Source organism: Nocardia sp. NPDC049190 (genome assembly GCF_040648115.1).
GTDB lineage: Bacteria > Actinomycetota > Actinomycetes > Mycobacteriales > Mycobacteriaceae > Nocardia.
The window spans coordinates 301,437-326,567 of sequence record NZ_JBEZDE010000003.1 but is presented as its reverse complement, the minus strand read 5'-3'; the positions used below and the strand labels follow the sequence as shown (position 1 = coordinate 326,567).

Sequence of the window (25,131 nt, the reverse complement as noted above, 5' to 3'; positions counted from 1 at the left end):
CGCGCCGCCGCGCATCACGTCGCCATGTGCGGGTAGTAGTGCCGTACCGGCGGAACGAAGGTCTCCTTGATCGTGCGGGGCGCGACCCAGCGCAGCAGGTTCAGTGGCGAGCCCGCCTTGTCGTCGGTGCCGGAGGCACGCGCGCCACCGAACGGCTGCTGACCCACCACCGCGCCGGTCGGCTTGTCATTGATGTAGAAATTGCCCGCCGCGAATCGTAGTGCGGCGTCGGCCTGTTGGATCGCATGCCGGTCCTGCGCGAACACCGCGCCGGTCAGCGCGTACGGCGCCGCCGACTCGACCTCGGCGAGGATCGCGCTGTAGGAGCCGGGCTCGGCGTCGTCGTAGACGTACACCGCAAGGATCGGCCCGAAGTATTCGGTGGCGAACGATTCGTCCCGCGGAGTGTCCACCAGCAGCACGGTGGGCCGGACGAACCAGCCTTCGCTGTCATCGCAGGTGCCGCCCACCGGGATCGTGATGCTCGCGTCCCGTGCCCGCCGGATGGCCGCGGCGCTCTTGTCGAACGCGCGCCGATCGATCAGTGCCCCACCGAAATTGGCCAGATCAGCGATGTCGCCATAGGTCAGCTGGTCGGTATGGTGCAGGAAGTCGTCACCGATCTCGCGCCACACCGACCGGGCGATATAGGCGCGCGACGCGGCCGAGCACTTCTGGCCCTGGTACTCGTAAGCACCGCGAATCAAGGCGGTGCGCAGCGCGTCGGGATCGGCGGAGGAGTGTGCGACGATGAAGTCCTTGCCTCCGGTCTCCCCGACCAGGCGCGGATAGCCGTGGTATCGGTCGATATTCGCGCCCACCTGCCGCCAGAGATGCTGGAATGTCTTGGTGGAACCGGTGAAGTGGATGCCGGCCAGTCGGGGATCGGCAAGCGCCACCTCCGACAGCTGCACACCGTCGCCGGTCACCATGTTGATCACGCCCGGCGGCAGACCTGCCGCCTCCAGCACCCGCAAGGTGTAAAACGCCGCTAATGTCTGCGTGGGCGACGGCTTCCACACCACCGTGTTACCCATCAGTGCGGGTGCTGTCGGCAGGTTCCCGGCAATCGCGGTGAAGTTGAACGGCGTGATCGCGTAGACGAAACCCTCGAGTGGCCGATAGTCCATGCGATTCCACACCCCGGCACCCGACTGCGGCTGTTGCTCCAGGATCGCGCGCGCGAAGGCGACATTGAATCGCCAGAAATCGACCAGCTCGCAGGGGGCGTCGATCTCGGCCTGCTGGATCGATTTCGACTGCCCGAGCATGGTGGCCGCGGCGACGGTCTCCCGCCACGGCCCGGCGAGCAGGTCGGCTGCGCGCAACAGGACCGCCGCGCGCTCCTCGAACGGCATGGCCCGCCATCCGGGTGCGGCCGCCAGCGCGGCATCGATCGCCCCGTCGGCTTCGGAGTGTGTGGTGTCGGTATAGGTACCCAGCACATGCCGGTACCGATGCGGCGCGACGATGTCGTGCCGTTCGCCGATCCCGGGACGATGCTTGCCGCCGATCACCAACGGCACATCGACCGGCTCCGCGGACAGCTCGGCAAGTTGGCCAAGCAATATCTCTCGTTCGGGGCTTCCCGGCGCGTAGGAGTGCACCGGCTCGTTGCCGGGCGTGGGGACAACCGTGACAGCGTCCATACCTCAGGCTAACTCCACCAGCGCGGCGGGCCCGGGCGCCGACCCACGGAGATGCGTCGGACCAGCACAAAAGGGCCGATCCGCGCCGCGTGCCCATTGCGGAGCGGCGGTCGCTCAGCCCGCGGCGAGCCGTTCGACGGCGGCGGCGATTCGCTCGTCGCTCGCGGTCAGCGCGATCCGCACGTGCTGGCTTGCGACAGGTCCGTAGAAATCACCTGGCGCCGCGAGGATGCCGCGATCGGCCAGCCAATCCAGAGTGGTCCGACACGGCTCGCCGCGGGTGGACCACAGATACAGGCCCGCCTCCGAGTGGTCGATCCGGAAACCGGCTCCCACCAGTGCCTTTCGCAGAATTTCGCGCCGAGCCCGGTACCGCTCGCGCTGCCGTGCCTCGTGCGCGTCGTCACTGAGCGCGGCGGTCATCGCGGCCTGGATCGGGAAAGGCACCATCATGCCCGCGTGCTTGCGCACCTCGAGCAACTCGGCGATCAGGGCGCGATCGCCTGCGACGAAACCGGCACGGTAGCTGGCCAGATTGGAGGTCTTGGACAGCGAATGCATCGCAAGCAGATTGGTATGGTCGCCGTCGCACACCTCCGGGTCGAGCAGGGAGACCGCTCGGCCCTCCCACACCAGACCCAGGTAGCACTCATCGGACGCGACGATCGCCTCGCGCTCGCGGGCGTAGGCCACCACTTTGCGCAGGTGGTCGACGCCGAGCACCCGACCGGTCGGGTTGGACGGGGAGTTCACGAAGATCAGCGCGGGCGTCCGCGGCCCGAGCCGAGTCAGGCCGTCGGCGCGCACCACCTGCGCGCCCGCCAGCAGCGCACCGACCTCGTAGGTGGGATAGGCGACCTCGGGGATGACCACCAGATCACTCGCGCCCAAGCCGAGCTGCCTGGGCAGTGCCGCGATCAGCTCCTTGGTGCCGATCGCGGGCAACACCGCCGCCGGATCGAGGCCGGTGATCCCGTAGCGCCGCTTCAGCGCGTCGACCGCGGCCGCGCGGAGCTCGGGGGTACCGTGCGTGGTCGGGTATCCGGGTACCTCGGCGACCGAACTCAATGCCGTCCGGATCAGCGGATCAACCGGGTCGACGGGGGTACCGACGGAAAGATCGACGATTCCGCCGGGATGAGCCACCGCCTTCGCTTTGGCCGAAGCGATGGTGTCCCAGGGAAAATCGGGCAGCAGGCCGCTGACCCGGCCACGCGGTAACACGGCAGATCTCACTCACTCGCCATCGGAGGCAGTTCCTTGATGAACGGAGGGTCGTAGTCGACCTTGCCGACCTTCGAGGCGCCGCCGGGCGAGCCCAGCTCGTCGAAGAAGTCGACGTTGGCGTTCACATATCCGGTCCACTGGTCCGGGGTGTCGTCTTCGTAGAAGATCGCCTCCACCGGGCACACCGGTTCACATGCACCACAGTCCACGCACTCGTCGGGATGGATGTACAGCATGCGACCGCCCTCGTAGATGCAGTCCACGGGGCATTCCTCGATGCACGCCTTGTCCTTCACGTCAACGCACGGTTCCGCGATGATGTACGGCACTGCCGCTCTCCTAGTCTGTCCTCGCCTGCGGGATGGTCCGCCGACGAAACCCTATCCCGGCGCACCACGTTACTACCGGTCGGCCTGCCCTAACTGCAGATGGTCCGCACAGCACTGACCGGGCGAATCCGACTCCGCCAACCGACGCGCTCCGTGTCGGCCACATTGTGCGAGGTTGTTCCGGGACCGGTCGTCGACGACCCGTACACGGCACCGGATCCGCACCCGGGCCACCGCCCCGAAAGGCGGTGTTGATGTGCACTATCCCACGGTCAGCGGCAATGCCGACATCTTATGCTTCGGCACACCGTAAACAGTGGTGCGCTCACGGGCGGGACGCCCGATACCCGAGGCGATGTCGACCAACTCGGCGACGGTTTTGGCGGAGCCGTGCTGCGAACCGGCCATCCGGGAGATGGTCTCCTCCATCAGGGTGCCGCCCAGGTCGTTGGCGCCACTGTTGAGCATGACCCTGGTGCCGGTGGTGCCGAGCTTGACCCAGCTGGTCTGGATGTTGGGGATCCGGCCGTGCAGCATGATCCGCGCCAGCGCGTGCGCGGCCTGATTGTCCCGGTTCGTCGGCCCGGGGCGCGCGGCGCCGGCCAGATACAGCGGTGCGCTCTGGTGCACGAACGGCAGGAGCACGAACTCGGTGAAGCCGCCTGTCTCGTCCTGGATTCCGCGCAGCACACGCAGGTGTCCGACCCAATGCTTCGGGTTGTCCACATGGCCGTACATCATCGTCGAGCTGGACCGGATGCCCACCTGATGCGCGGTGGTGATCACCTCGATCCAGGCCGAGGTGGGCAGTTTGCCCTTGGTGAGCACCCAGCGCACCTCGTCGTCCAGGATCTCCGCGGCCGTGCCGGGAATGGTGTCCAGGCCGGCCTCCTGCAACGCGACAAGCCAGTCTCGGATGCTCGCACCGCCGCGCGAGGCGCCGTTCACGATCTCCATCGGACTGAACGCGTGCACGTGCATCGTCGGCACTCGCCGCTTGACCGCCCGCACCAGGTCCGCGTATCCGGTGACCGGCAGGTCGGGGTCGATGCCGCCCTGCATACACACCTCGGTGGCGCCGTCGACATGCGCCTCCCACGCCCGGTCGGCGACCTGATCCATGCTCAGCGTGAACGCATCGGCGTCGCCTTTGCGCTGCGCGAATGCGCAGAACCGACAGCCGGTGTAGCAGATATTGGTGAAGTTGATGTTCCGGTTCACCACGTAGGTGACGTCATCCCCGACAGTGTCGCGGCGTAGCTGATCGGCCAGCGCCGCCACCGCGTCGAGGTCGGGACCCTCGGCCGTCGCCAAGGCGAGGTATTCGGCGTCGGTCAGGCCCGCCGGGTCCCGTTCGGCCGCGCGCAGTGCGGCGAGGACGTCGGCGTCCAGGCGCTGCGGCGCCGCGACCGCGAGATCGCGGGCCTGTTCACGAATCGTGTCCCAGTCGCCGAAGGCGCCGACGAGGTCGGTAGTCGAGGGGCGAATTCCGGACCCGACGCCGTCCCGCAGGCTGCCGCCCGGCTCGTCGCTCCCATCGCCGAGTGCGGAGTCGCTGCGGCTGTCGGTGTTGCGGCCCTCGGTGTCGATGGCGGTGTTCAGGTCGACCCGGCCCGCCGATTCCCAGGACTCGTCCGGCTCCTGCCACGGCAGTCCGACCGGCATCGCCTCCGGGTCCGCAAGACCGGTGACCGGATCGGTGAGCGCCGCGACGTGCGCGCCGATGCGCGGATCGATCCACGGATTGCCCGCACGCACGTACTTCGGATGCGCCGAGGTCCGCTCGACCAGCTGGTATCCGGCTGCCTCGGTGATCTCGCGCAGCGTGTCCAGATTCGGCCACGGTCGTTCCGGGTTCACATGATCCACCGTGACCGGCGACACACCGCCCCAGTCGTCGATGCCGGCGTCGATCAGCGCGCGACACTCGGAGTGCGAAACCAGGTTCGGTGGAGCCTGCACCGGCACGTCGGGACCCAGCAGGATACGGGTGACGGCAATGGTGGCCAGGAACTCCTCGATTCCCGCGTCCGGGACATCCCGCATCGCGGTGTCGTCCTTGGCGCGGAAGTTCTGGATGATGACTTCCTGGATATGCCCGAAAGCCTTGTGCTGCTTACGGATCGCCATGATCGAGTCGGCCCGCTCCGCCATCGTCTCGCCGATACCGACCAGGATTCCGGTGGTGTAGGGCACCGACAGGCGGCCCGCGTCGGTGATGGCGCGCAGCCGGACCGCGGGATCCTTGTCCGGGCTGCCGTAGTGGCAATTGCCCTTCTCGGTGAACAGCCGGGTGGCCGTGGTCTCCAGCATCATGCCCATCGACTGGGCCACCGGCTTGAGCCGGGAGATCTCCTCCCACGACATCACGCCGGGGTTCAGGTGCGGCAGCAGGCCGGTCTCCTCCAGCACCATGATCGACACAGCGCGCAGGTAGTCCAGCGTGGAGTCGTATCCGCGCTCGTCCAGCCACTGCGCGGCCTCCGGCCAGCGATCCTCCGGCCGGTCACCGAGCGTGAACAGCGCCTCCTTGCACCCGAGCGCGGCACCGCGGCGCGCGATGTCGAGCACCTCATCGGGCTCGAGGAACATGCCCTTGTCCTCGGCGCGCAGCTTGCCCGGTACGGTGACGAAGGTGCAGTAGTGACATTTGTCGCGGCACAGGCGAGTCAGCGGGATGAAGACATTGCGCGAATAGCTGATCGTCTTCGGACGACCCGCCGATGCCAGCCCGGCATCGCGCACCCGAGCGGCGCTGTGGCACAGGTCGACCAGGTCGTCGCCGGTCGCGTGCAACAGCACCGCGGCCTCATCGACGTTCAATGTGACACCGTCACGGGCTCGTCGCAGCGCACGACGCATGGCCGACGGGCTCGGTGGTGCGAACGGGACGCTCGGGTTCGGTAGGTCGGTCACGCCCTCGATCATGCGCTACACATCCGGAACTGTCTCCCTCCAGTGCTTGTGAGTGCGGCGAAGCGGACGAGCCACCGGCAACGACGGCTTCACGCACAACGGAGCCCGAGCTGGACGTGAGGCACCGCTGAGCGTTCACAACTGTGCGGCACCCGAGGCTATTCCGAGATGCCGTGGATTGATGCTGTGGATTCCGTCGGTACCGGGCGCGTGCGAGGCGATCGCGGCTGCGGTGATCAGCGTCCACTCGACATCCCGCCCGATGCAACCGTAGTTCGGCGCGTCGTGTCGTTTGTTCGGTCCCATGACCGACCCTGAGGCTCAGCCCCTGCGCTGGTTGTCGAGATCGGCGGCGCCCCGAAAGCGGCGGATGAACTCCTGGCGCCTGCCCGAGTTCGTGGTAAATCCCGTGCCGCACAACGGAAAGGCATCGTCGACAACGCGGCGCCATGTTCGCGCCGAGGCACCGTCGACGCGGGCGTGCCGCTTCCCGATCGGCGGACTGGCACGGGCAGCATCCGGCGCGTGGACGTGCGACCATGACACCATGTCGCAGCCGCGCACGATCATGGCCGATCCGGCCCGGCGCCCCAGCCCGAAAGCCAGGCTCCTGTGGACCGTGCAGGCGGCGCTGGCCTGGACGGTTCCGTTCGCGGCGCAGATTGTCTGGGCAGTGGTCGATGCGACTGGGCGCGGGTGGCAACTCGGAGTGTTTATGGTGTCGCTGGCGGCCGCGGCGGTGACCATCGGCATCGTCCCGTGGTGGCGGTACGCGGTGCACCGCTGGGAGGTCACCGACGAGGCGGTGTACACCCGGGTCGGGTGGCTCAGCCAGGAGTACCGAGTCGCGCCGATTTCCCGGGTGCAGACCGTCGACACCGAACGCGGCCCGCTGGAGCGCCTGCTCGGACTGGCGACAGTCACCGTGACCACCGCCTCCTCGGCGGGCGCCGTGCGGATCAGCGCCCTCGATCTCGCGGTGGCCGAGGACATCGTGACGCGGCTGACCAGGATCGCCGCTCAGCACCGCGGGGACGCGACGTGAGCCCGCCACCCGTCCCACCCAGCGACCAGCCGTGGCAGCGGCTGGCCAAGCGGATGTTGCTGGTCCATCCGATCACCGAGGTGGTGCGGTACATCCCCGTGCTGATCGGCTCGGTGATCCTGGGTACCAGCAGCGGCAACCCGGTGTGGAGCATCATCCCGCTGACGCTGATCGTCGGGTTCGCGCTCACCCGGTGGTTCACCACGACGTATCGGGTGGGACCCACCCACGTCGAGCTGCGCACCGGGTTGGTGCAGCGCAAGAAGTTGTCGGTGCCGCGATCGCGGATCCGTTCGGTGGACATCGAAGCGGATGTGCTGCACCGGATCCTCGGGCTCGCGGTGCTGGCGATCGGGACCGGGCAGCAGGCGGATTCGAGTGAGCGGTTCGAACTCGACGCCCTGGATGCCCGAGCGGTACCGCGCTTGCGGACCGCCCTGCTCGCGCCCGCCGCGGGGACGGCGGAACCGGCGGACAGACGAAATGTTCTGCCGGAAAAGACATCCGACGTTTTCACGACGGTACGGACCCCGGCGCAGGAAATCGGGCACTGGAGGCCGGAGTGGGTCCGATACGCGCCACTGTCGTTGACCGGGTTCGCGATCATCGCGCCGATCATCGGCGTCGCGTTCCAGTACGGGCTCGGCGAAGTGCTGTTCCGGTCGGACGCGGTGCACGACGTGGAGAACAGCAGCGCCCTCGTGTTGGCGATCGCCGCGGCGGCGCTGGTACTGACGATCGTCGTCGTGGTCGGCGCCGCGTCCTGCGCGCACTATCTGACCACCTATTACGGGCTACGCGTCACCGACAACGGCAAAACCCTGCAGCTGCGCCACGGCCTGTTCACCACCCGGCAGATCACCCTCGACCTGGCCAGGTTGCGCGGCGCGACGGTCAAAGAGCCGCTGCTGCTGCGGCTGGCGGGCGCCGCTGAACTCGAGGCGATCATGACCGGCGAGAAACCGCGCCAGAAGATCCTGCCCCAAGCCCCACGTGCCGCCATCGAGCACACCCTGAGCCATCTACTCGCACCGAACGAGCTGCGGGACTACGACATTCCCCCGCCGCCGGACAGATCAGCCGGTGGCGCCGGACCACTCGACGCGCCGGAAACCACCCGCACTGCGACACGGTCGAACCGGACAGGCGGCACACCGGAAAAACCTGAGGCGGTGCCCGAGTCGAAGCCACCAGGCCTTGTGTCGAACGCCGCCGCAGACCACCGCGCGACCGGCCACGACCGGCCACGACTGGACGGGTCGGTCGGCGACTCGACACCACCGGGCACCACCGAGCGCGGCGCGACAGCACAGCCTGGCGCGACGACTGATGTCCCGGTGCAGCCGAGCGCCGCGCGGCGTTCCGGCCCGGCATCGAGCGGGTCGCCGCACTCGTATCCGGCGCCCGGCAACGCACCACTGATCCCCCACGGCCCCGTAGCCCGGCGCCGCAGACATGTCCGCACCCTCCTCCCAGTCGTCCTCACCGCGGCCGTCCTGATTGCACTTTCTCTTGTGGGACAACATTATTCGCTGTGGGTGTGGGCGATTCCCACCTTGTCCCTTCCGGCCGCACTCGCCCTGGCGGAGGACCGGTACCGCGGCCTCGGCCATGCCGTCTTACCCGCGACCGCGACGACGCCCACCTGGCTGGTCACCCGCTCCGGATCGCTGGACCGGGACCGGGACTGCCTGAAGGCGCCCGGCGTGATCGGCTGGACCGTACGGCAGACCCTGTTCCAGCGGCGCGCTGGCGTCGCCACGGTGGTCGCGGCGACAGCCGCGGGCACCAAGCACTACGCGGTGATCGATATCCCGATCGAGAAGGCCTGGCAGCTCATCGAGGCGGTGACGCCGGGACAGCTCGGCACGCGCTGACGCCGCCGACTCACCTGGCCAGGGCCGTGCGTTCCACCTGATCGAAACCGACGGGCTCGGCACGCGGAATACCTCGGCGCGGCCGGTGTCGCTGACCGATTGCCGAACCGAGTCGGCGTTCAATATGGGTCGTGGGTACCACGACACAGCCACATCTGCTCGAGCCACGCATCGCCGATCGCCGGTTGCGGCGGATGCAGCGCGGCGACAAGTACCGGCTGACCGCAATCGGCGGGCTCGCGGCGCTGTCGTTGGACGCGCTGTCGAGCGTGGCGTACGGCCCCGAAGCGATCGTGCTGGTGTTGGTCGCGGCGGGCCAGGCAGCGGTCTCGTGGACGCTACCGGTCTCCTGCGCGATCGCCACCTTGTTGCTGGTGCTTGTGGTCTCCTACCGGCAGGTGATCGCGGCGTACCCGGACGGCGGCGGTGCGTACGCGGTGGCGAAGAAGGAACTCGGCCGCGGGGCCGCGCTGCTCGCCGCCGCCAGCCTGGTGGTGGACTACGTGTTGACCGTCGCCGTGAGCCTCGCCGCCGGCGCGGCCAGTCTGGCCAGCGCGTTCCCCACGTTGGCCGATCACCTACTACTGCTGACGCTGATCGGACTCGCGGTGCTGACGGTGATCAACCTGATCGGTGTGGCCGAATCAGCGAAAGCCCTGATGGGGCCGACGCTCGTCTTCATCATCCTGATCGTCGGAGTCATCGTCGTAGGGCTGCTGCGGCCCGGCCCGGTCGCCGTGATCGGCGCCGACCTCGGGCCGATCGAACCGGTCGAGGCGATCGGAATCGTCCTGCTGCTCAAGGCATTCGCCGCGGGCTGTTCTTCGCTGACCGGCGTCGAGGCGATCGCCAACGCGGTGCCCGCGTTCCGGACGCCTGCCGCGCGCCGCGCCCAGCACACCGAGATGGCACTCGGCATCCTGCTCGGCGCGCTGCTGCTCGGCCTCGCCGTGCTGATCCGTGCGCACCATGTGGTACCGCGGGGTGATGTGACCATCCTGGCGCAGCTGTCGGCGGCGGCGTATGGTTCCGGCTGGCTGTTCTATCTCACCAATCTCGCGGTGACGGCCGTGCTGTTGCTCGCGGCGAACACCAGCTTCGGCGGACTGCCGGTGCTGCTCGCGTTGTTGGCCAAAGACCACAGGGTTCCTTCGCTGTTCGCATTGCGTTCCGAACGTCCGGTTTTCCGCTATGGCGTCGCCACGCTGGCGGCGCTCGCGGCATTGGTGCTCATGCTGGTCGACGCCGAAACGCATCGTCTGCTGCCGGTTTTCGCGATCGGCGTCTTCATCGGCTTCACCGTCAGCCAAACAGGTCTGGTCCGGCATTGGCTGCGCGCACGTGGCGATGGTTGGGCTCCGCGCGCTCTGCTCAACGGGTTCGGCGCCACACTCACCGCGATCGCGGGCGTTGTTCTGCTCACCGAGAAATTCACCGAGGGCGCCTGGCTGCTGCTGATTCTCATCCCGGTGCTGATGATCAGCTTCGCACGTACCGAGAACTACTACCGTGCCGTGGCCCAGCAGCTGCGACTCGGCCGGATCCCGCCGCGCCCGCACCCGATGCCGGACACCACCGAATTGGTCGTCGTCCCGGTGGTCACCCTGAGTGAGGTGACCTATCGCGCCCTCCAGACGGCCTTGCGCATGCGGGGGGAGATCGTCGCCGTCGCCGCGGAGATCGATGCCGCGACGGTCAAACGCCTGAGCGCCTTGTGGAAGGAGTGGGACCCCGGGGTTCCGTTGGTTGTCCTTCCCTGCCCGCACCGCAGCCTGGTGGCCACCCTGGTCGGCTACATCCGCAAACAGACGGCGAGTGGGCGGGGGGTCATCGTCCTGCTCGCGCACGTCGAAGCCAGCCGCTGGTGGCGGCGCCCGCTGCACAACCCACGCGGACCGGTGCTGACCGCGGCCCTGCGCGCCCGCACCGATGCCGTGGTCGCCACCCTCGCGGTCCGGCTCGATTGAGCGCCCCCGGCTCACATCCTGACGAACAGTCCCGAGTTCACCCGGAAGTAGATGTACAGCAACGGCGGCACCAATCCGAAGAACAGCAGCAGCACGGTGCGCCAATCACTGGCGAGCATGACGTCACCGCCGGGGCCGGTACTCGCGCAGACCAGGAACCCGAGCGTCCAGGCGATCAAGGGAAGGACCATCGCGGCGGTTCGCTGGGAGACCGAACGCGCGCCGAAGACCAGCAAGAGGTTCACCACGCCGGCGAGCACACCGGAAAGCGGAAAGGCGGTGGCGCCGAGATAGGTCGGCAGGTACAGCACTTCGAGAGACAACGTGATCAGGGCATTGACGACCAAGAGAACCAGGATCACCGGCGCCGCGAGAACCCCGACCGCCGACATACGACCGGAACCGGATCCCACCGGGGGATGATCGGCCGCGTGGCGATCGATCTTCGTCGTCACGGTACGGGCGGGTAGCCGAGGAGAGTCAGCAGCTGGCTCTGCAGGTCCGCGAAGGCGTACAGCACCGCCGTGTACAGATCGTGTTGCGCCTGCCAGTGCGGCTTCATGCTGTCGACGAACGCCACGATCGCGTCCTGGAGCTCCCAGTTGTACATGCCGCCGAGTCTATTCCGGCATTATCACGCGCACGATCAGTTCTCTCCGTCGGCCGGGATGTTCGCGACGACCGGGAACTCGCCGGTATAGCCCGCGCGCTGCTGGGCGATGGCCAGTACTCGGCCGCGAGCGCCGAACCAGCCGACGATCAGGGCCGGAATGATCAACGCGAGGGTCGCGACCGTCCAGGTCCCCACCGGATAGTCCAATCCGGTGAGGACGACGACGAAGAACAGGAACACCAGGGTGAGCACGCCGGTATACGGCGCCCCGAACATCCGGAACGCGGGCCGCTGCAGACGCCCCTGCCGGGACCAGCGCCATAGCTGCAACTGGCACAGCACGATGGTGGCCCAAGAGGCGACGATGCCCAGCGAGGCGATGTTCAGCACGATCTCGAAGGCCCGATCCGGGACGACGCCGTTGAGCGCGATGCCGACCAGCGCGATCAGGCTGGTGAGCAGGATGCCACCGTAGGGAACACCGTTGCGTCCCATGACGCCGGTGAACTTCGGCGCGCTGCCGTTCATCGACATCGAGCGCAGGATGCGCCCGGTCGAGTACAGGCCGGCGTTGAGGCTGGAGAACGCGGCGGTCAGAACGACGAGGTTCATCACACTGCCGATGCCGGGGACACCGAGCATGGTGAAGAAGGTGACGAACGGGCTCTCGTCGGCGGTGAAGTGGGTGTACGGCAGCAGCAGTCCGAGCAGCACCAGCGAACCGACGTAGAACACCGCGATCCGTGCGATCACCGAGTTGATGGCGCGCGGCATGATCTTGGCCGGATCCTCCGTCTCTCCCGCCGCGGTGCCGACCAGTTCGACGGCGGCATAGGCGAACACGACGCCGGACACCACCACGACCAGCGGCATGATCCCGGTCGGGAACAGACCGCCGTGCTCGGCGATCACGCTCGGACCGGTCGGGCTGCCCTGTACTGTGAACCGGCCGAGCAGGAAGATCGTGCCGACGATCAAGAACGCCGAAAGCGCGAATACCTTCACCAACGCGGCCCAGAACTCCATCTCGCCGAACCACTTCACCGAGATCAAGTTGACGCCGAGCACGATGATCAGCGCGATCAGCGCGAGCACCCACTGCGGTATGGCGGTGAACCCGGACCAGTAGTGGAAATACTGTGCGATCGCGGTGGTGTCGGCGATGCCGGTCATCGACCAGTTCAGGAAATACATCCACCCGGCGACGAACGCGGCCTTCTCACCGAAGAACTCGCGGGCGTAGGAGACGAACGAACCGGACGAAGGTCGGTGCAGCACCAGTTCGCCGAGCGCGCGCAGAATCAGAAACGCGAAGAAACCACACACGGCGTAGACCAGGAACAGCCCGGGGCCGGCGTTGGCCAGCCGGCCACCCGCGCCGAGAAACAAGCCGGTGCCGATCGCACCGCCGATCGCGATCATCTGTAGCTGCCGCGGCTCGAGACTCTTGTGGTATCCGTGATCCTCGATGCTCAGGTGAGCCTTGCCGTCGACCTCTGTCATGAACCGCTGCATCCTTCACATCGAATGGCTCGAGTTCAGGGGAACGGTACCCGCCGTGCGGATTCGGAGCGAATGCGACCCTCAGGGTACGAATCCGCGCAGTGCGGTGCGCGATTCAGCAAACCAGGGGCGACGTGTCCGGAACGCCGACCCGCCCACGTCGATCATTCGTCGTCACTCCGTGGGCCGAGGCCCGCGAACAGGTCGTGCTCGCGGCCGTCCGATCCGAGCGCACCACGTCGACCTCGCACCAGAATGAAATGCTCTTCCGGCAGCACCGGTTGCGCGATGTTGTTGGACAGCGCGAACTCCCGCCCGGACGGCGCGACGACGACTTGGGTGGCGTGCGCGCGCAGCGCGGCACGCTTGGCCGCGAGCACGTCGGACACGTCGATCGTGGTGGTCACGGTGTGGCTCGGCACGCTCGCGAGTTCGTCCTCGGCGGGCAGCTGCCACCCTGGCGGCAGCCCACCGGGGAGACCGTCGACCGTGCGCTTGGCCAGCGCGGCGGTGTGCAGACGCAGCATGTCGGCGTCGGTGACGGTCCAGTAGAACTTCGGGGTGTTCCACCCGGCGTCCGCCGCGGCGTCCACCGCGGCCGTGGTGATCTCGTGGGCCCGGATATGGTCGGGGTGGCCGTAGCCGCCGTTCGGGTCGTAGCCGACGATCACGCGCGGCCGCAGTTCCAGCACCACCTCGGTGAGCGCACGCACCGCCTCGTCGCCCGACCGCGCGAACGCCCTCGGGTTCGCCGCGGCAGCGGTACCCGCCATTCCGGAATCACGCCAGCGCCCGGCGCCCCCGAGGAAGCGCGGCGGCGCCGCGTCCAGCACCGCCAGCGCGCGGGTCAGCTCCAGGATGCGATATCCCCCGAGTTGATCGGAGCGATCGGCGGTCAGCTGCGCCCACTCGTCGCCGATCACCTCGCCCTCCTCACCGAGCGTGCACGTCAGCACGGTGACCGGAATGCCGGTGCGGCGGTAGTGGGCGATCGTGCCACCGGTGGTGATGGATTCGTCGTCCGGGTGGGCGTGCACGAGCAGCAGCCCGCCCGTCGCGGTGGCGGTCACGGAATTCTGCGCCACATGGACGCATCGCCGAAGATGCCGACCTGGATGGCGCCGCTGAGCGAGGCGCCGTCCACCCTCGGCCCGGACACCGCGACCTGATTGTCCTGCACGATCGGCAGTACCGTCGCCATGGCCCACAGCTTCGGCTCGGCCTCGGCGAGCACCCGGCCCACCTCGACGCCACGCAACGCTTCCTCGATCGCGGGCTGCAACGTCGGATCACACACGCCGGACACGTTGCTCGGCGCGCGCTGCGCGGCTTCGGCGATGACCTGTGCGATGCCGGTGAGTTCCGGCGCCGCGAGCGGTGCGCATCCGTACCGGGATGCCAGCATGGTCGCCGGATCCGAACCGGCCGCCTCCCAGCCGACGATCGCGTCGACCGTACCGTCGATCAACTCCTTGCCGTACAACTCGTCGGCGGGGACGCTGCGCACCGTAGCGTCGATTCCGGCGCTGCGCAGTTGGTCGGCGGCGGTATTGGCGACGGCGAGCGCGGTGGCGTCTTTATCGGCCGCGCCGATCCGCACGGTGAGCGGCTTACCGTCCTTACCGATCGGTCGTGGCTGTGGTGCGGGCGAGGTCGGCGAGGCCACCGGCGGCGGCTCCGGCGCCCGACCGAAGCCCGCGGCGGCGAGTAACGCGAAAGCCTCCTCCGCGGAGGGGCGCGGCGTAGCGGTCGGAACGTAGCCCGGGTCGGACGGGGCGAGCACCTGCGCGCGCGCCGGCTCCACCCAGTTACCCGTCTGCGCTCCGACCGTCGCCAGCAGCGCGGGGTCCAGCAACGCGAGAATGCCCGACCTGACCCGCGGGTCGCCGAGCTCTCCCTTGCGTCCGTTGAGCGCCAGTTGCAACACCCGCGATTGCGGCATGATGGCGGTTCGCACCGACGGGATCGCTCCCAGTTGCGCCTGGGTCGCGACACCGCCGTGGACCAGCGCCATTTGCACATCGCCGGTGCGCAGCGAGCCCGCCAGTTGAGCGGTTGTGCCGCCACGGCGCAGCAGAATCTGACCGGGCATGGCGGGCGTTCCCCAGAAGCGGTCGTTGCGTTCGAGCAGCATCTCGTCGCGCCCAGGGTCCGCCGATCGGATGCCGAACGGTCCACCGGACACTCGAACGCCGCTCACTTGGCCGTTCATCCCACGCTCGAACCCGCCGGGAGCATCCTTCAGCAGATGCGACGGCAGCAGATCGGAGAACAGTTCGCGCCAGCCGGGGTAGGGCTGGGTCATCACGACGGTCACCGTCTTGCCGCCGGCCGAGGAGTGCACATCCGAGATCAACCGATAGCCGGCCGGGTCGACTACTCCCGGTTCGGAGATCATCTCCTGCCACAGGTAGCGGAAGTCCTCGGCCGCGATCGGCGCCCCATCCGACCAAGACGCCTCGTTCCGCAGTCGATAAGTGATCGTGAACGGTTCCGGCGCGGTGACTTCGGCAGCGACCAGCAAGGACGAATCCGGCACCCACGCCGTAGCCCCCGGTGTGGTCGGACTGGGGACCGGCCGGAACGGACTCGGCAGCACCAGCGAGGCGATCGCCGAGGTGGCGGCGGACTGGTCCGACCGCAGATGCGGGTTGAAGGCCGTGCCGATGGTGTCGAGGGCGACGACCACCGTCGACTCCTCCGGCTTCACCGGCGTGGTCTTCGGACTGTCGGTGCTCTCGATGGGCGGCGGCGGGTTCGCCGCGCAACTGCTGATCAGCATCAGCACTGCCACGGTCGGCAACAACGTGCGCCACGCTGCGCGTTTTCCTGCGCCCACTTTCACGCTCGGGAACTCTACCGCATTGTCGAGTCCGCTCACCGAATCACGGGTGTCGCCGCCGACAAGAGCGCGCCATGCTGCCGTGTGCGATATCGACCCGACGAGAAAAGCATGTGCCACGCTATCAGGCGCGCCAGCGATCTATTACCAAGTCAATCTTGGGCAAATATTCAGCTTATAGACCGCGGCAGTACGCGTTCACCCGAATTCCGACCAACAATCGAATCGGACAGCGAGCAGGAAGTGATATGCGCTGCGCAATACCGCCTACTCGAACCGAGCAACCACGGCCGCATTCGTCTTGAGCGGGCCACCGCATCCGGCCGCGAAACTGCGTCCGGCGGCCGCCGCGGGTAGGCCGAGCCGACGTTCCTGCTCAACAGCACTGGAGATGCCTGGTCGGAGTGTGCCCACCACACTGGCCGATGAGCGCGACCCATGCCGGCCATATCGCGCCGGAGAACGCATGGGTGGCCGGAATCGAGCAATTACGCTCGAATCGCGGTGCAGTCGGCGACAGTGGCCCTCGAACTGAATTCTGGTCATCCATGACGGTCGGAGGCGACTCGAAAGGAAGCGGTGGTCGCCACCGAACGTTCGGCAGGCACGATTTCTCCCGATGCGCACGCGGTCGAAACGATCGAAGCGCTACCTGATCGTGTCGACCGAACGCCTCGCCCACTCCGAGTATGTTTTTCATCGGCGAATCCGCTCCCAGCAATAGGATTCTCATCGCCGGAATATTCTTTCTCGACGAGCGAAATCTCAATTCATGGCGATATCGCGATGAATTGCCGCCCGCACCCCACCTGCTCGATTCGACGCCGACCCAGCTTCCGCCGCCGGGTGCGCACGTCATCCCGGCTCACCTGATCGCCAGTCGCGATCCGAGCAGGAAAAATCCGGCGCCGCCGTGGCGACGCCGGATTCCGATACGCGACAAGTGGTTACAGCGCTGCGCGGTCGCGCGCCTTGCGCCGGGACAACTCCCGCGCCCGCTCGTTCTGGCCCAGGGTGACCTTGCGCACCCGAACCACCTCCGGAGTGACCTCGACGCATTCGTCGGCGGCGCAGAACTCCATGGCGGCTTCCAGATCCAGCTGCAGCGGCTTGGCCAGGGTCTCCATCACATCGGCGGTGGAGCTGCGCATATTGGTCAGCTTCTTCTCGCGGGTGACATTGATGTCGAGATCCTCCGCGCGCGGATTGATGCCGACGACCATGCCCTCGTAGGTATCCGCACCGGGTTCGACGAAGAACTGCCCACGGTCGGCCAACTGGATCATGGCGAACGGTGTCACCGAGCCGGCGCGGTCGGACACCAGCGAGCCGGTGTGCCTGGCCCGGATCTCACCAGCCCACGGCGCATAGCCGTGCGAGACCGCATTGGCGATGCCGGTGCCTCGGGTTTCGGTGAGGAAGTCGGTGCGGAAGCCGATCAAACCGCGCGACGGGACGATGAACTCCATCCGCACCCACCCCGCGGCATGGTTGCTCATCTGCACCATCTTGCCCTTGCGTGCGGCGAGCAACTGGGTGATGGCGCCGAGGTACTCGTCGGGGCAGTCTACGGTCAGTTCTTCATACGGCTCGTGCACCTTGCCGTCGACCTGCTTGGTCACCACCTGCGGTTTGCCGACGGTCAGCTCGAAGCCCTCGCGGCGCATGGTCTCGACCAGGATGGCCAATGCCAACTCGCCGCGGCCCTGCACCTCCCAGGCATCCGGTCGGCCGATGTCGAGCACGCGCAGCGACACGTTGCCGACCAGTTCCTGATCCAGCCGGGCCTTCACCATGCGCGCGGTCAGCTTGTGTCCCTGCACCCTGCCGACCAGCGGCGAGGTGTTGGTGCCGATGGTGACCGAAATGGCGGGCTCGTCGACCGTGATCCGCGGCAGCGCCACGGGATCGTCGATATCGGCGAGGGTGTCGCCGATCATGATCTCGGGGATGCCCGCGATGGCGACGATGTCGCCGGCCACCGCGAGTTCACCCGGCTGCCGCTCCACACCGATGGTCTGCAGCAGTTCGGTGATCTTCACCTGCTTGATGCCATCGGCGTGCATCCACGCGACGTTCTGTCCCTTGCGCAGTTCGCCGTTGTGGATGCGAACCAGCGCGAGGCGACCGAGGAATGCGGAGGCGTCCAGGTTGGTGACATGCGCCTGCAGCGGCGCGGCCGGGTCGCCTTTGGACGCCGGAATGTTCTCCATGAGCACCTCGAACAGCGCGTCGAGGTTCTCCGCCGCGGGCGCGTTGCCGTTCTCCGGACGCTCCTTGGACGCCTTGCCCTCGCGGCCGGACGCGTACAGCACCGGCAGGTCGAGCGCGAGTTCGGCGGCCTCGGCGGCGGCGTCGTCCAGATCGGAGGCCAAGTCGAGCAGCAGGTCGTGGCTCTCCTCGACCACCTCCTCGATCCGGGCGTCGGGACGATCGGTCTTGTTCACGACCAGGATCACCGGCAACGACGCGGCAAGTGCCTTACGCAACACGAACCGAGTCTGCGGCAGCGGCCCCTCGGACGCGTCGACCAGCAGCACGACGCCGTCCACCATGGACAGGCCGCGCTCGACCTCACCACCGAAGTCGGCGTGGCCGGGGGTGTCGATCACGTTGATCACGGTGACCGAACCGTCCGGGTGATGGCGGTGCACCGCCGTGTTCTTGGCGAGAATGGTGATGCCCTTCTCGCGCTCCAGGTCGCCGGAGTCCATCACGCGATCGACGGGCTCGGCCCGCTCGGCGAAGGCGCCGGACTGGCGCAGCATGGCGTCGACCAGCGTCGTCTTGCCGTGGTCGACGTGGGCCACGATGGCGACGTTGCGAAAATCGCGTGCAGACGACACGCTGAATCCTCCTGCTGTTAGGTGTTGGTGCCGGCCGACCCCTGCAAACAGGTGGAGAATCGAAACTCACCGGGCATTGCGGCCGGTTACACCTTACCGCCCGTCCCATTCCGGCCACGTTTCAGGCGTTGCACTTAGGGTATGCTAACCATCGTGGGCAAGGTCAAAGCTAAGAAGGTCTCGGGCCTGAAGCCGAAGAAGAAGTGCTGTCGCAAGAAGACGCGCTGCGTGAAGTGCCCCGTCGTCATCATGCGGATGAAGAAGTGCGAAGCCGCCGGCGTCGGCGGGAAGGATCTGAAAAAAGCACTCAAACAAGCCCGCGCCGCCTGACCGCCGCCAGTCACCCTTCCCGCTGCCGCCGGAAGCGAGTAATAAGGAGATATGGCGCAGCAGACACTGCTCTCCGACACCGAAATCGCCGATGCCCTCACCGAGCTGACGCACTGGGCCCGGTCCGAGGACAGTATCGTCCGCACCGTCACGGCGGCCACCTTCCCCGCTGGCATCGAACTGGTGCGACAGGTCGCCGAGGCCGCCGAGGCCGCCGACCACCACCCGGACATCGATATCCGTTGGCGCAAGGTCACCTTCACGTTGTCCACCCACTCGGCGGGCGGGCTCACCGCCAAGGACGTCGCACTGGCCCACGAGATCGATCGTCTCGCGGCGCGACCCGCCTGAACAGCGCCTATCCGGCGTGCGCGGGTCCCTCGGTAGTCACGGCGACTCCCCCTTGCGCGCCGGACCGCGCACGCCGGCGCCCCGACCCGATCACCCACATGTAGAAAACCACGACGCCGAGCACATCGACGGCGCCGAGCCAGGCGAGCACGCCGGGGCGTGAGATGGTCCAGATCGAGTCCTGAAAGAACGACAGCACCCACGGCACACCGACGAGCATGGTCACCAACCAATATCCCGCCAAGATCCGCGCGCCCGGCGCCGGACACAGCGGTCCGTAGACCAGCCACAGCACCGTGGGCAACAGCCACACCCAGTGGTGCGACCACGAGATCGGCGAGACCATCAGCCCGAACAACTGCACGATGATCAGCGTGCCGAGCAGGTCGTCGGGACCTAGCGCGCGCCAGGCCAGGAACGCGAGCACCGCGATCACGAGCACCGCCACGATCCACCAGGGGCCGGACTCCACGTCGTGGCCGAGGATTCGGCTCAGCGCGCCACGCAACGACTGATTCCACACCGAGCCCACCGGCCCGATCCGGTCCGCGTCCCCCAGCAACGTGCCGAAGTAGCGCCGCGCTTCCTCCGGCGCGATCAGAAAGCTCAGCCCCACGGTCGCGCCGAACACCAGTGCCGACCACACCACCGTCAGCCAGCGTCCCCGCGCGACGAAATACAGCCCGGTGATCGCGGGCGTCAACTTGATCCCGGCGACGACGCCGACCAGTCCGCCGGAGATCCACCAGCGCGAACTTCGTACCGCGAGCATTCCGCCGAGCACCAGGAATACGTTGACCTGGCCGTAATCGATCGTGGTCCGGACCGGTTCCAGCCACAGTCCCACCGCGGTCCAGCCGACCGTCGCCACCCGCCACCGCGGCGCCCGCAGGGCCGCCGCACCGAGCATGAGCTCGAAACTGATGTACACCACGACATACAGCGCCGCGGCGATGGCGAGCAACCAGACCACCGCGACCACGGTGAACGGCAGGTAGTGCAGCGGGAAGAACACCAACGCCGCGAACGGTGGATAGGTGAACGGCAGCGGGAAGTCCGGAGTCTTCTCCGCATAGGTGAAGTCGTAGAGGTGATCGGTCAGCAGCGCGGCCGATCCGCCGACGTAGACGTGAAGGTCGACGAGGTTCATACCGTTCGTCGACAGCAGCATCCAGAGCAGTCGGGCCAGCACAGAAAGACCGAGCACCGACACAGCCCATCGGAGGTGACGATTCAAATCGCTGGCTTTCGGCTCGGGTGCGGGACGTCGGTTCGGCACGCCCGGAGTTCCGTAAATCCGACGACGGGGCGGACGGCAGGATTAGATTAACCGCAGCGCGGATCGTCGCTGTTCCACCCTCGAACCACTGATAACATTTGCATCACCGTTCACACCAGCAGCACCAGGGACGCGTTACCGTCTGATAACACTGATCGTCCACAGCGCCTTTCGGGCACCCGGCTGTACACATTGCCGTGATGTCCCTAGAGTGACCCCGAAACGATGGCTTTTGGCATCGGCCCCAGATGTACCCGAGGTAAGGACGGCCAGACCAGTGCTTCGCACCCGAGGATCGCGGATCGCATTGTCCGCGCTCGCCATCGCGGCGAGCGCCACGCTCGCCGTGCCGACGACGGCAGTCGCGGCCCCTGCGCCCGCGCCCGCGGCAACGACGGCGACCACACAGGGCGTCCCGATGGTCCCCGAGGGTGTTCCGGTGGATACGCTGGCCGCACTCGCTCCGGCCATCGTCGGATCCATCGCCGGTCCGGCCGATGTCGCCGGCCCGCAGTCGGCGATTCTGGACCAGGCGCGCAGGCTGCTGAACCTGCTGAATCTGCCGCCGCAGATCAAGTCGACGCTGGAGCGGATCATCACCTTCCTCGACGGCAGCGGCGGCGGGGGCCCCGAGGTACCGAAGGACGGACCCGCGATCGCGCAGTTCCTGTACCCGACCGTCGGCAAGGGGTGCATCGGCCCGACCGCCGACTCGATCGGTACCGCGCTGGCCGTGCCCGGCCCCGCGACGCTGCCGCCACCGGGACCGAAGGCTGGGCAGACCGGTTTCGTGTTCACCGCGCTCGGCACCAAGTCGCCGACGCCGGTGCAGAACCCGCCGATGACGGTGCAGTGGCTGAACCTGGATACCCGTCAGTCCGGTGTCCTGCCGTTGACCGATGAAGCCAAGATCAACCCGGGCGGCCCGGCCACGCTGTCCGCCATTGCCGACACCGGCTCCGGCCGCGTGGTCGCGGTCATCGCCGGCTCACTGACCACCAAGGCCGACGACGCCGAGGCGCGGACCTGCTCATTCCTGCCGACGCTCGGATTCTTCACTGTCGCTTGATCTTTCGACCGCGGGCGGCGTCTCCACCGGAGGCGCCGCCCGTAGTCGTACCGGAACGATCCTCCGGATAACGGGAAAGTCGGCGACCATCACGCATGAGCCGCCAGGACGGTGGTAACCCCTGACCATGGCTACCATCGATCGTTCGACCCGGCCGGGTCACTCGATTCGGAGCAGGCGCTCGCGCCGCTCGATTCTGTCGATCCGTTCGGAGGGTTCGATCCTGTCGATCGGCTCGGCCTACTCGATCCTGTCCATCGGCAGCGTCGGCTCGGTGTTGTCGATCGGCTCGGTCGGGTCATTCGGCTCGGCGATCTCCTCGTTCTCGTTCACCAGCCTCGGTTCGGCGTTCTCCGGCCTGTCCCAGTGGTCGCTGTTGTCCTGGCTCGGCAACCACGCAGCGCCCGACAGCCGTCCGACGCTGCGGGTTGTCCCCGATGCCGAGCCCGACCTGGGCGTCACACCACTGAGTCACTCCCAGACGTAGGTGCTTCGCCGCGCGTCCGGCCGATCCTTCTGCCGCGCTCGCACGCCCTCACCACTGCCCGTACTCGGGGACCAGCACGTTGTTCAGGTCTATGCCCACACCATCGATGGATCGCTTGTCGATCTCGAATTGGTGCAGGTGCGCGGCGGGGTGCACGAAGCCCTTCGGCGTGCCCCAATTGTGCTGCCAAAACCAGGAGCACAACCCCGCGAGGGCGGCCAGCTCGATGGTGGGCGCGTTCGCGTAGACGCCGGTGTTCTCCTTGCCGAGAACGGACTGCCAGCCGAGGAGGTACGGCGCGATCATGGTGGCGAAATCGATCGGGGACGGGTTGTCGTCGATGGACGCGTAGATCGGCACGTTGTCCGGGCCGTCCGCCGCGCGGTGCAGCTCGAGCCCGCGCTCGGCATGTCGTTTTCCGGCCTCCAGTCCGCCGCGCCAGTCTGCGGTGGGCCCTTTGCCGAACTGATAGCAGGAGACGATCCGCAGGCCGGCCGCCTTCAGCTGCTCGACTTCCGCGGCGCGCAGCGGCTTGCCTTCCATCCACTCCGCGCCTGGCCTGCGATCGGAGACGTAGCGGATGACGCCGAGGTGGCCCGCGTCCCTGATCGCCGCGGCCGAGGGGACACCGCCGGCGTAGTCGACCAGCGTGCCGAGTGCGGGCGTGGCGGCAGTGGCGGGAGCCGCCGAAGCGGTCACTCCGACCGCCGCCACTGCGGCCGCATAGGCGAACAGTTCACGCCGGGATACCGAACTGGAACGCATCGTGGACTCCTTCGCGCAACCCGACATGGATGGCACAGAGCCCGGCGCGCCTTCCCCTATCCAACGCGCGCCGGGAGCCTCGAACGTGAACTCATTTCACCACATTCACATTGGAACCGCTAGACCCACAGGGCACATACTTCACATTCGCCACATACGAGTAGGCCATGCGACGACTCCTCAGACCACCCCATCGATCCGGGCGGCGACGTCGATGGTTCGGCTGTAAGGGTCGGCCAGTTCGCTGCCGACGACCCTGGCGACCTGGGCGACGATGTGCTTCTTGATGCCGGCGAATACCCCGAGGGTAGCGGCGCGCACACCGTGCGCGATGAACTCCAGCCGGATGTCGTCGAAGTCGGGCGGCGGGACGTCGATCACCACCACCAGCGGATCGGCGGCCCGCGCGGTCAGCACCAGTGGTACCTCCACGTCGGCGCGGTAGCGGTTGGCCTTCAACACCTCGACGGTGATGTCCAGGCTCACCGGGAGCGTCAGGTCGAACGCGACCGGCTCAGCCGATCGCTCCACCAGCCGCGGCACCCGCACCGATCCGCGGACCGACACCGACGCCGCGTTGCGCGGACCGGCACGTAGCGGCCCGACCTCGATCGGCCTGCCCGCCAACCGTTCCACGACGTCGAACACGCGATCCCGGGTGACGACACGGGCGAAGAACCGGCGCCCGAACTCGTCGTAATCGATAAAGTCGAACGCGGTCTTGTCCCGATGACCCGAACGGGTGCCGCCGACCATCGCCTCGATGTCGAACACCAGGCCGCGACGGGTCTGCGGATCGGCCAGCATGGCGTTCACCCTGGCGGCGACCTCGCGCTGCACCACCCCCGCGATCGGGTCGAGCAGCCACTCCCATGCCGATTCCACCGCTTGCGCACGCAGCACGAAGCTGATGTCACGCTGGGTGATCGGCGGGATATCGATGACGATGAGCAGTGGATCCGCGGTGCGGGCATGCAATGTCAGATCGATCTCGACCCTGGCCTCCAGCCGCAACTTCCTGCCACCGAGTAGCACCTTCAGCATGAGCGAGACCGGAACGGTGACCTCGAACGTGACCCGCGGACCGCTGTGCAGGACGACGGGTGTACCGACCTTGCCCTCGGCGACGAAACCGGCGAGCCCGGCCGGGCCGATCGAGACCGGGCCGATAGTGATGCCCCGACCTGCCATGCCCGACACCGCTGCCTCGATCCGGGCCGCGGTCACGGCGTGCGTGACGAAACGTCGGCCGAACTCGGCGTAGTCGATCCAGGCCGGCGTACCGCTGCGTTCGTCGGTCGGCTGCATCAGTATTCCGGAACCCTCACCTCTCGATGGACAACCGACACCGTACGCCAGAAATCGTGCGTCGAAACCGCACACGCCAAGAGCCGAGATCCCCGACCTGCTGATGAGGGGGAAGCAGGGCCGGGGATCGGCGACGGCGCTGCCGGGCGCCGCCGACTTCATCGTAGGACCATCCAGCATTCCGTTTCACGCCCGCACCGGAAAATCCGAGCCGCACCGGCGAGGCTTGTTACGGACAACCCGATTCGACCCCACCCGACACGTCGGGAGAATCGGGGGGTGCGGATCTCGCCGAGTTTGCTGCCGCCGATCGCGCTCACCTCGTCCGTGTCCGTTCACAGCACGATGTTCGTGTGCCGACCGAATGGCTGGACGCCGCGGGAAGCAACACATCGCCGGCGTGAACAGGACCGCTCGACTGCCAGGCCACCAACAGACCCCTGCTGTCCCATCGGCACCCATCGCGCAAGCACCAGGCTGAGCATGATCACCATGCCAGCGCCTCGCAGCCGAAAATGCGGTCGGGCCATCGCGGTAGCGGCCTCCCAGCGCCGGCCCGTGGGCCCGCGTGAGTTCGACGATCGAACGGCCGCAACGGTTCCCCACCGCACCGTGGTTTCGATGACCCGTCCATGGGGCAACCCCTACGAGCCGGGATAGCGTCCGGTCGCACGGAAACCGCTACGGTCTCCGCGAGAACCCAGCGGGGAGGTACGGCCCTGGACACG

General features: G+C 67.5%; 21 protein-coding genes. 7 read left to right on the top strand and 14 right to left on the bottom strand.

Annotated elements, in window-relative coordinates; genetic code table 11:
• Positions 1-14: 14 nt before the first annotated feature.
• From pruA to AB0B25_RS05105, 5 genes are all read right to left on the bottom strand, one after another.
• A complete protein-coding gene (gene pruA / locus AB0B25_RS05125) occupies positions 15-1,649 on the bottom strand; it encodes an L-glutamate gamma-semialdehyde dehydrogenase (protein ID WP_357174866.1) in 1,635 nt (544 codons plus the stop codon).
• Between the two features lie 114 nt (positions 1,650-1,763).
• A complete protein-coding gene (gene dapC / locus AB0B25_RS05120) occupies positions 1,764-2,885 on the bottom strand; it encodes a succinyldiaminopimelate transaminase (protein WP_357174863.1) in 1,122 nt (373 codons plus the stop codon).
• Positions 2,882-3,205, bottom strand: a complete 324-nt coding sequence (gene fdxA, locus AB0B25_RS05115) for a ferredoxin (RefSeq protein ID WP_357174860.1) — start codon at positions 3,203-3,205, stop codon at positions 2,882-2,884. The genes dapC and fdxA overlap by 4 nt, the downstream gene beginning before the upstream one ends.
• Before the next feature lie 261 nt (positions 3,206-3,466).
• The gene (cofH, locus tag AB0B25_RS05110; protein ID WP_357174857.1) at positions 3,467-6,133 is read right to left on the bottom strand and encodes a 5-amino-6-(D-ribitylamino)uracil--L-tyrosine 4-hydroxyphenyl transferase CofH; all 2,667 of its coding nucleotides are present in this window, start codon (positions 6,131-6,133) and stop codon (positions 3,467-3,469) included.
• A gap of 123 nt (positions 6,134-6,256) precedes the next feature.
• Positions 6,257-6,427 (bottom strand): hypothetical protein, encoded by a 171-nt coding sequence (locus AB0B25_RS05105; protein ID WP_357174854.1) that lies wholly within the window; start codon positions 6,425-6,427, stop codon positions 6,257-6,259.
• A 241-nt stretch (positions 6,428-6,668) separates the two neighbouring features.
• On the opposite strand from AB0B25_RS05105, the gene AB0B25_RS05100 reads away from it, so the two are divergent.
• The 3 genes from AB0B25_RS05100 to AB0B25_RS05090 all read left to right on the top strand — a co-directional run bounded on the left by AB0B25_RS05100 (position 6,669) and on the right by AB0B25_RS05090 (position 11,010).
• Positions 6,669-7,166 carry a PH domain-containing protein gene (locus AB0B25_RS05100; protein ID WP_357175012.1) on the top strand — a complete coding sequence of 166 codons (498 nt, stop codon included), beginning with the start codon at positions 6,669-6,671 and terminating at the stop codon, positions 7,164-7,166.
• Positions 7,163-9,043: a PH domain-containing protein gene (locus AB0B25_RS05095; RefSeq protein WP_357174851.1), complete on the top strand. Its 1,881-nt coding sequence runs from the start codon at positions 7,163-7,165 to the stop codon at positions 9,041-9,043. Before AB0B25_RS05100 ends, AB0B25_RS05095 begins: the two co-directional genes overlap by 4 nt.
• A gap of 194 nt (positions 9,044-9,237) precedes the next feature.
• Complete coding sequence (locus tag AB0B25_RS05090; RefSeq protein ID WP_357175009.1) at positions 9,238-11,010, top strand: amino acid permease; 1,773 nt, start codon at positions 9,238-9,240, stop codon at positions 11,008-11,010.
• 11 nt (positions 11,011-11,021) lie between these two features.
• Here AB0B25_RS05090 and AB0B25_RS05085 read toward each other — a convergent pair whose 3' ends face one another.
• The 6 genes from AB0B25_RS05085 to typA all read right to left on the bottom strand — a co-directional run bounded on the left by AB0B25_RS05085 (position 11,022) and on the right by typA (position 18,814).
• Positions 11,022-11,465 (bottom strand): hypothetical protein, encoded by a 444-nt coding sequence (locus tag AB0B25_RS05085; protein ID WP_357174848.1) that lies wholly within the window; start codon positions 11,463-11,465, stop codon positions 11,022-11,024.
• Complete coding sequence (locus AB0B25_RS05080; protein WP_357174845.1) at positions 11,462-11,620, bottom strand: hypothetical protein; 159 nt, start codon at positions 11,618-11,620, stop codon at positions 11,462-11,464. The genes AB0B25_RS05085 and AB0B25_RS05080 overlap by 4 nt, the downstream gene beginning before the upstream one ends.
• Before the next feature lie 36 nt (positions 11,621-11,656).
• Positions 11,657-13,126: an amino acid permease gene (locus AB0B25_RS05075; RefSeq protein WP_357174842.1), complete on the bottom strand. Its 1,470-nt coding sequence runs from the start codon at positions 13,124-13,126 to the stop codon at positions 11,657-11,659.
• 164 nt (positions 13,127-13,290) lie between these two features.
• The gene (gene mshB, locus AB0B25_RS05070) at positions 13,291-14,196 is read right to left on the bottom strand and encodes an N-acetyl-1-D-myo-inositol-2-amino-2-deoxy-alpha-D-glucopyranoside deacetylase (protein WP_357174839.1); all 906 of its coding nucleotides are present in this window, start codon (positions 14,194-14,196) and stop codon (positions 13,291-13,293) included.
• A complete protein-coding gene (locus AB0B25_RS05065) occupies positions 14,193-15,908 on the bottom strand; it encodes an ABC transporter family substrate-binding protein (protein ID WP_357175007.1) in 1,716 nt (571 codons plus the stop codon). Before AB0B25_RS05065 ends, mshB begins: the two co-directional genes overlap by 4 nt.
• Before the next feature lie 1,007 nt (positions 15,909-16,915).
• Positions 16,916-18,814 (bottom strand): translational GTPase TypA, encoded by a 1,899-nt coding sequence (gene typA / locus AB0B25_RS05060; RefSeq protein ID WP_357174836.1) that lies wholly within the window; start codon positions 18,812-18,814, stop codon positions 16,916-16,918.
• Positions 18,815-18,967: 153 nt separating this feature from the next.
• Between typA and AB0B25_RS05055 the strand changes: the two genes are divergently transcribed.
• Both AB0B25_RS05055 and AB0B25_RS05050 read left to right on the top strand, forming a co-directional pair.
• Entirely contained in the window at positions 18,968-19,144 is a 177-nt protein-coding gene (locus tag AB0B25_RS05055) for a hypothetical protein (RefSeq protein WP_357174833.1), read from the top strand.
• Positions 19,145-19,195: 51 nt separating this feature from the next.
• Positions 19,196-19,495 (top strand): 4a-hydroxytetrahydrobiopterin dehydratase, encoded by a 300-nt coding sequence (locus AB0B25_RS05050; protein ID WP_357174830.1) that lies wholly within the window; start codon positions 19,196-19,198, stop codon positions 19,493-19,495.
• A 7-nt stretch (positions 19,496-19,502) separates the two neighbouring features.
• Here AB0B25_RS05050 and AB0B25_RS05045 read toward each other — a convergent pair whose 3' ends face one another.
• A complete protein-coding gene (locus AB0B25_RS05045) occupies positions 19,503-20,774 on the bottom strand; it encodes a mannosyltransferase (protein ID WP_357174828.1) in 1,272 nt (423 codons plus the stop codon).
• 277 nt (positions 20,775-21,051) lie between these two features.
• Between AB0B25_RS05045 and AB0B25_RS05040 the strand changes: the two genes are divergently transcribed.
• Together AB0B25_RS05040 and AB0B25_RS05035 are read left to right on the top strand one after the other, a co-directional pair.
• Positions 21,052-21,843, top strand: a complete 792-nt coding sequence (locus AB0B25_RS05040; RefSeq protein WP_357174827.1) for a hypothetical protein — start codon at positions 21,052-21,054, stop codon at positions 21,841-21,843.
• Positions 21,844-21,970: 127 nt separating this feature from the next.
• Entirely contained in the window at positions 21,971-22,330 is a 360-nt protein-coding gene (locus AB0B25_RS05035) for a hypothetical protein (protein WP_357174825.1), read from the top strand.
• A gap of 48 nt (positions 22,331-22,378) precedes the next feature.
• On the opposite strand, the gene AB0B25_RS05030 is transcribed toward AB0B25_RS05035, so the two are convergent.
• Both AB0B25_RS05030 and AB0B25_RS05025 read right to left on the bottom strand, forming a co-directional pair.
• Complete coding sequence (locus tag AB0B25_RS05030) at positions 22,379-23,095, bottom strand: DUF1906 domain-containing protein (protein WP_357174823.1); 717 nt, start codon at positions 23,093-23,095, stop codon at positions 22,379-22,381.
• 180 nt (positions 23,096-23,275) lie between these two features.
• Positions 23,276-24,403, bottom strand: coding sequence for a hypothetical protein (locus AB0B25_RS05025; protein WP_357174821.1), 1,128 nt, complete (start codon positions 24,401-24,403; stop codon positions 23,276-23,278).
• Between the last annotated feature and the right edge of the window lie 728 nt (positions 24,404-25,131).

Coding starts and splice junctions, on each gene's coding strand:
- pruA (WP_357174866.1), bottom strand. CDS start 1,649: ATGGACGCTGTCACGGTTGTCCCCACGCCCGGCAACGAGCCGGTGCAC.
- AB0B25_RS05025 (WP_357174821.1), bottom strand. CDS start 24,403: ATGCAGCCGACCGACGAACGCAGCGGTACGCCGGCCTGGATCGACTAC.
- AB0B25_RS05090 (WP_357175009.1), top strand. CDS start 9,238: ATGCAGCGCGGCGACAAGTACCGGCTGACCGCAATCGGCGGGCTCGCG.
- AB0B25_RS05065 (WP_357175007.1), bottom strand. CDS start 15,908: ATGCTGATCAGCAGTTGCGCGGCGAACCCGCCGCCGCCCATCGAGAGC.
- AB0B25_RS05050 (WP_357174830.1), top strand. CDS start 19,196: ATGGCGCAGCAGACACTGCTCTCCGACACCGAAATCGCCGATGCCCTC.
- AB0B25_RS05075 (WP_357174842.1), bottom strand. CDS start 13,126: ATGACAGAGGTCGACGGCAAGGCTCACCTGAGCATCGAGGATCACGGA.
- AB0B25_RS05100 (WP_357175012.1), top strand. CDS start 6,669: ATGTCGCAGCCGCGCACGATCATGGCCGATCCGGCCCGGCGCCCCAGC.
- AB0B25_RS05080 (WP_357174845.1), bottom strand. CDS start 11,620: ATGTACAACTGGGAGCTCCAGGACGCGATCGTGGCGTTCGTCGACAGC.
- AB0B25_RS05030 (WP_357174823.1), bottom strand. CDS start 23,095: ATGCGTTCCAGTTCGGTATCCCGGCGTGAACTGTTCGCCTATGCGGCC.
- AB0B25_RS05035 (WP_357174825.1), top strand. CDS start 21,971: ATGGCTACCATCGATCGTTCGACCCGGCCGGGTCACTCGATTCGGAGC.
- AB0B25_RS05105 (WP_357174854.1), bottom strand. CDS start 6,427: ATGGGACCGAACAAACGACACGACGCGCCGAACTACGGTTGCATCGGG.
- cofH (WP_357174857.1), bottom strand. CDS start 6,133: ATGATCGAGGGCGTGACCGACCTACCGAACCCGAGCGTCCCGTTCGCA.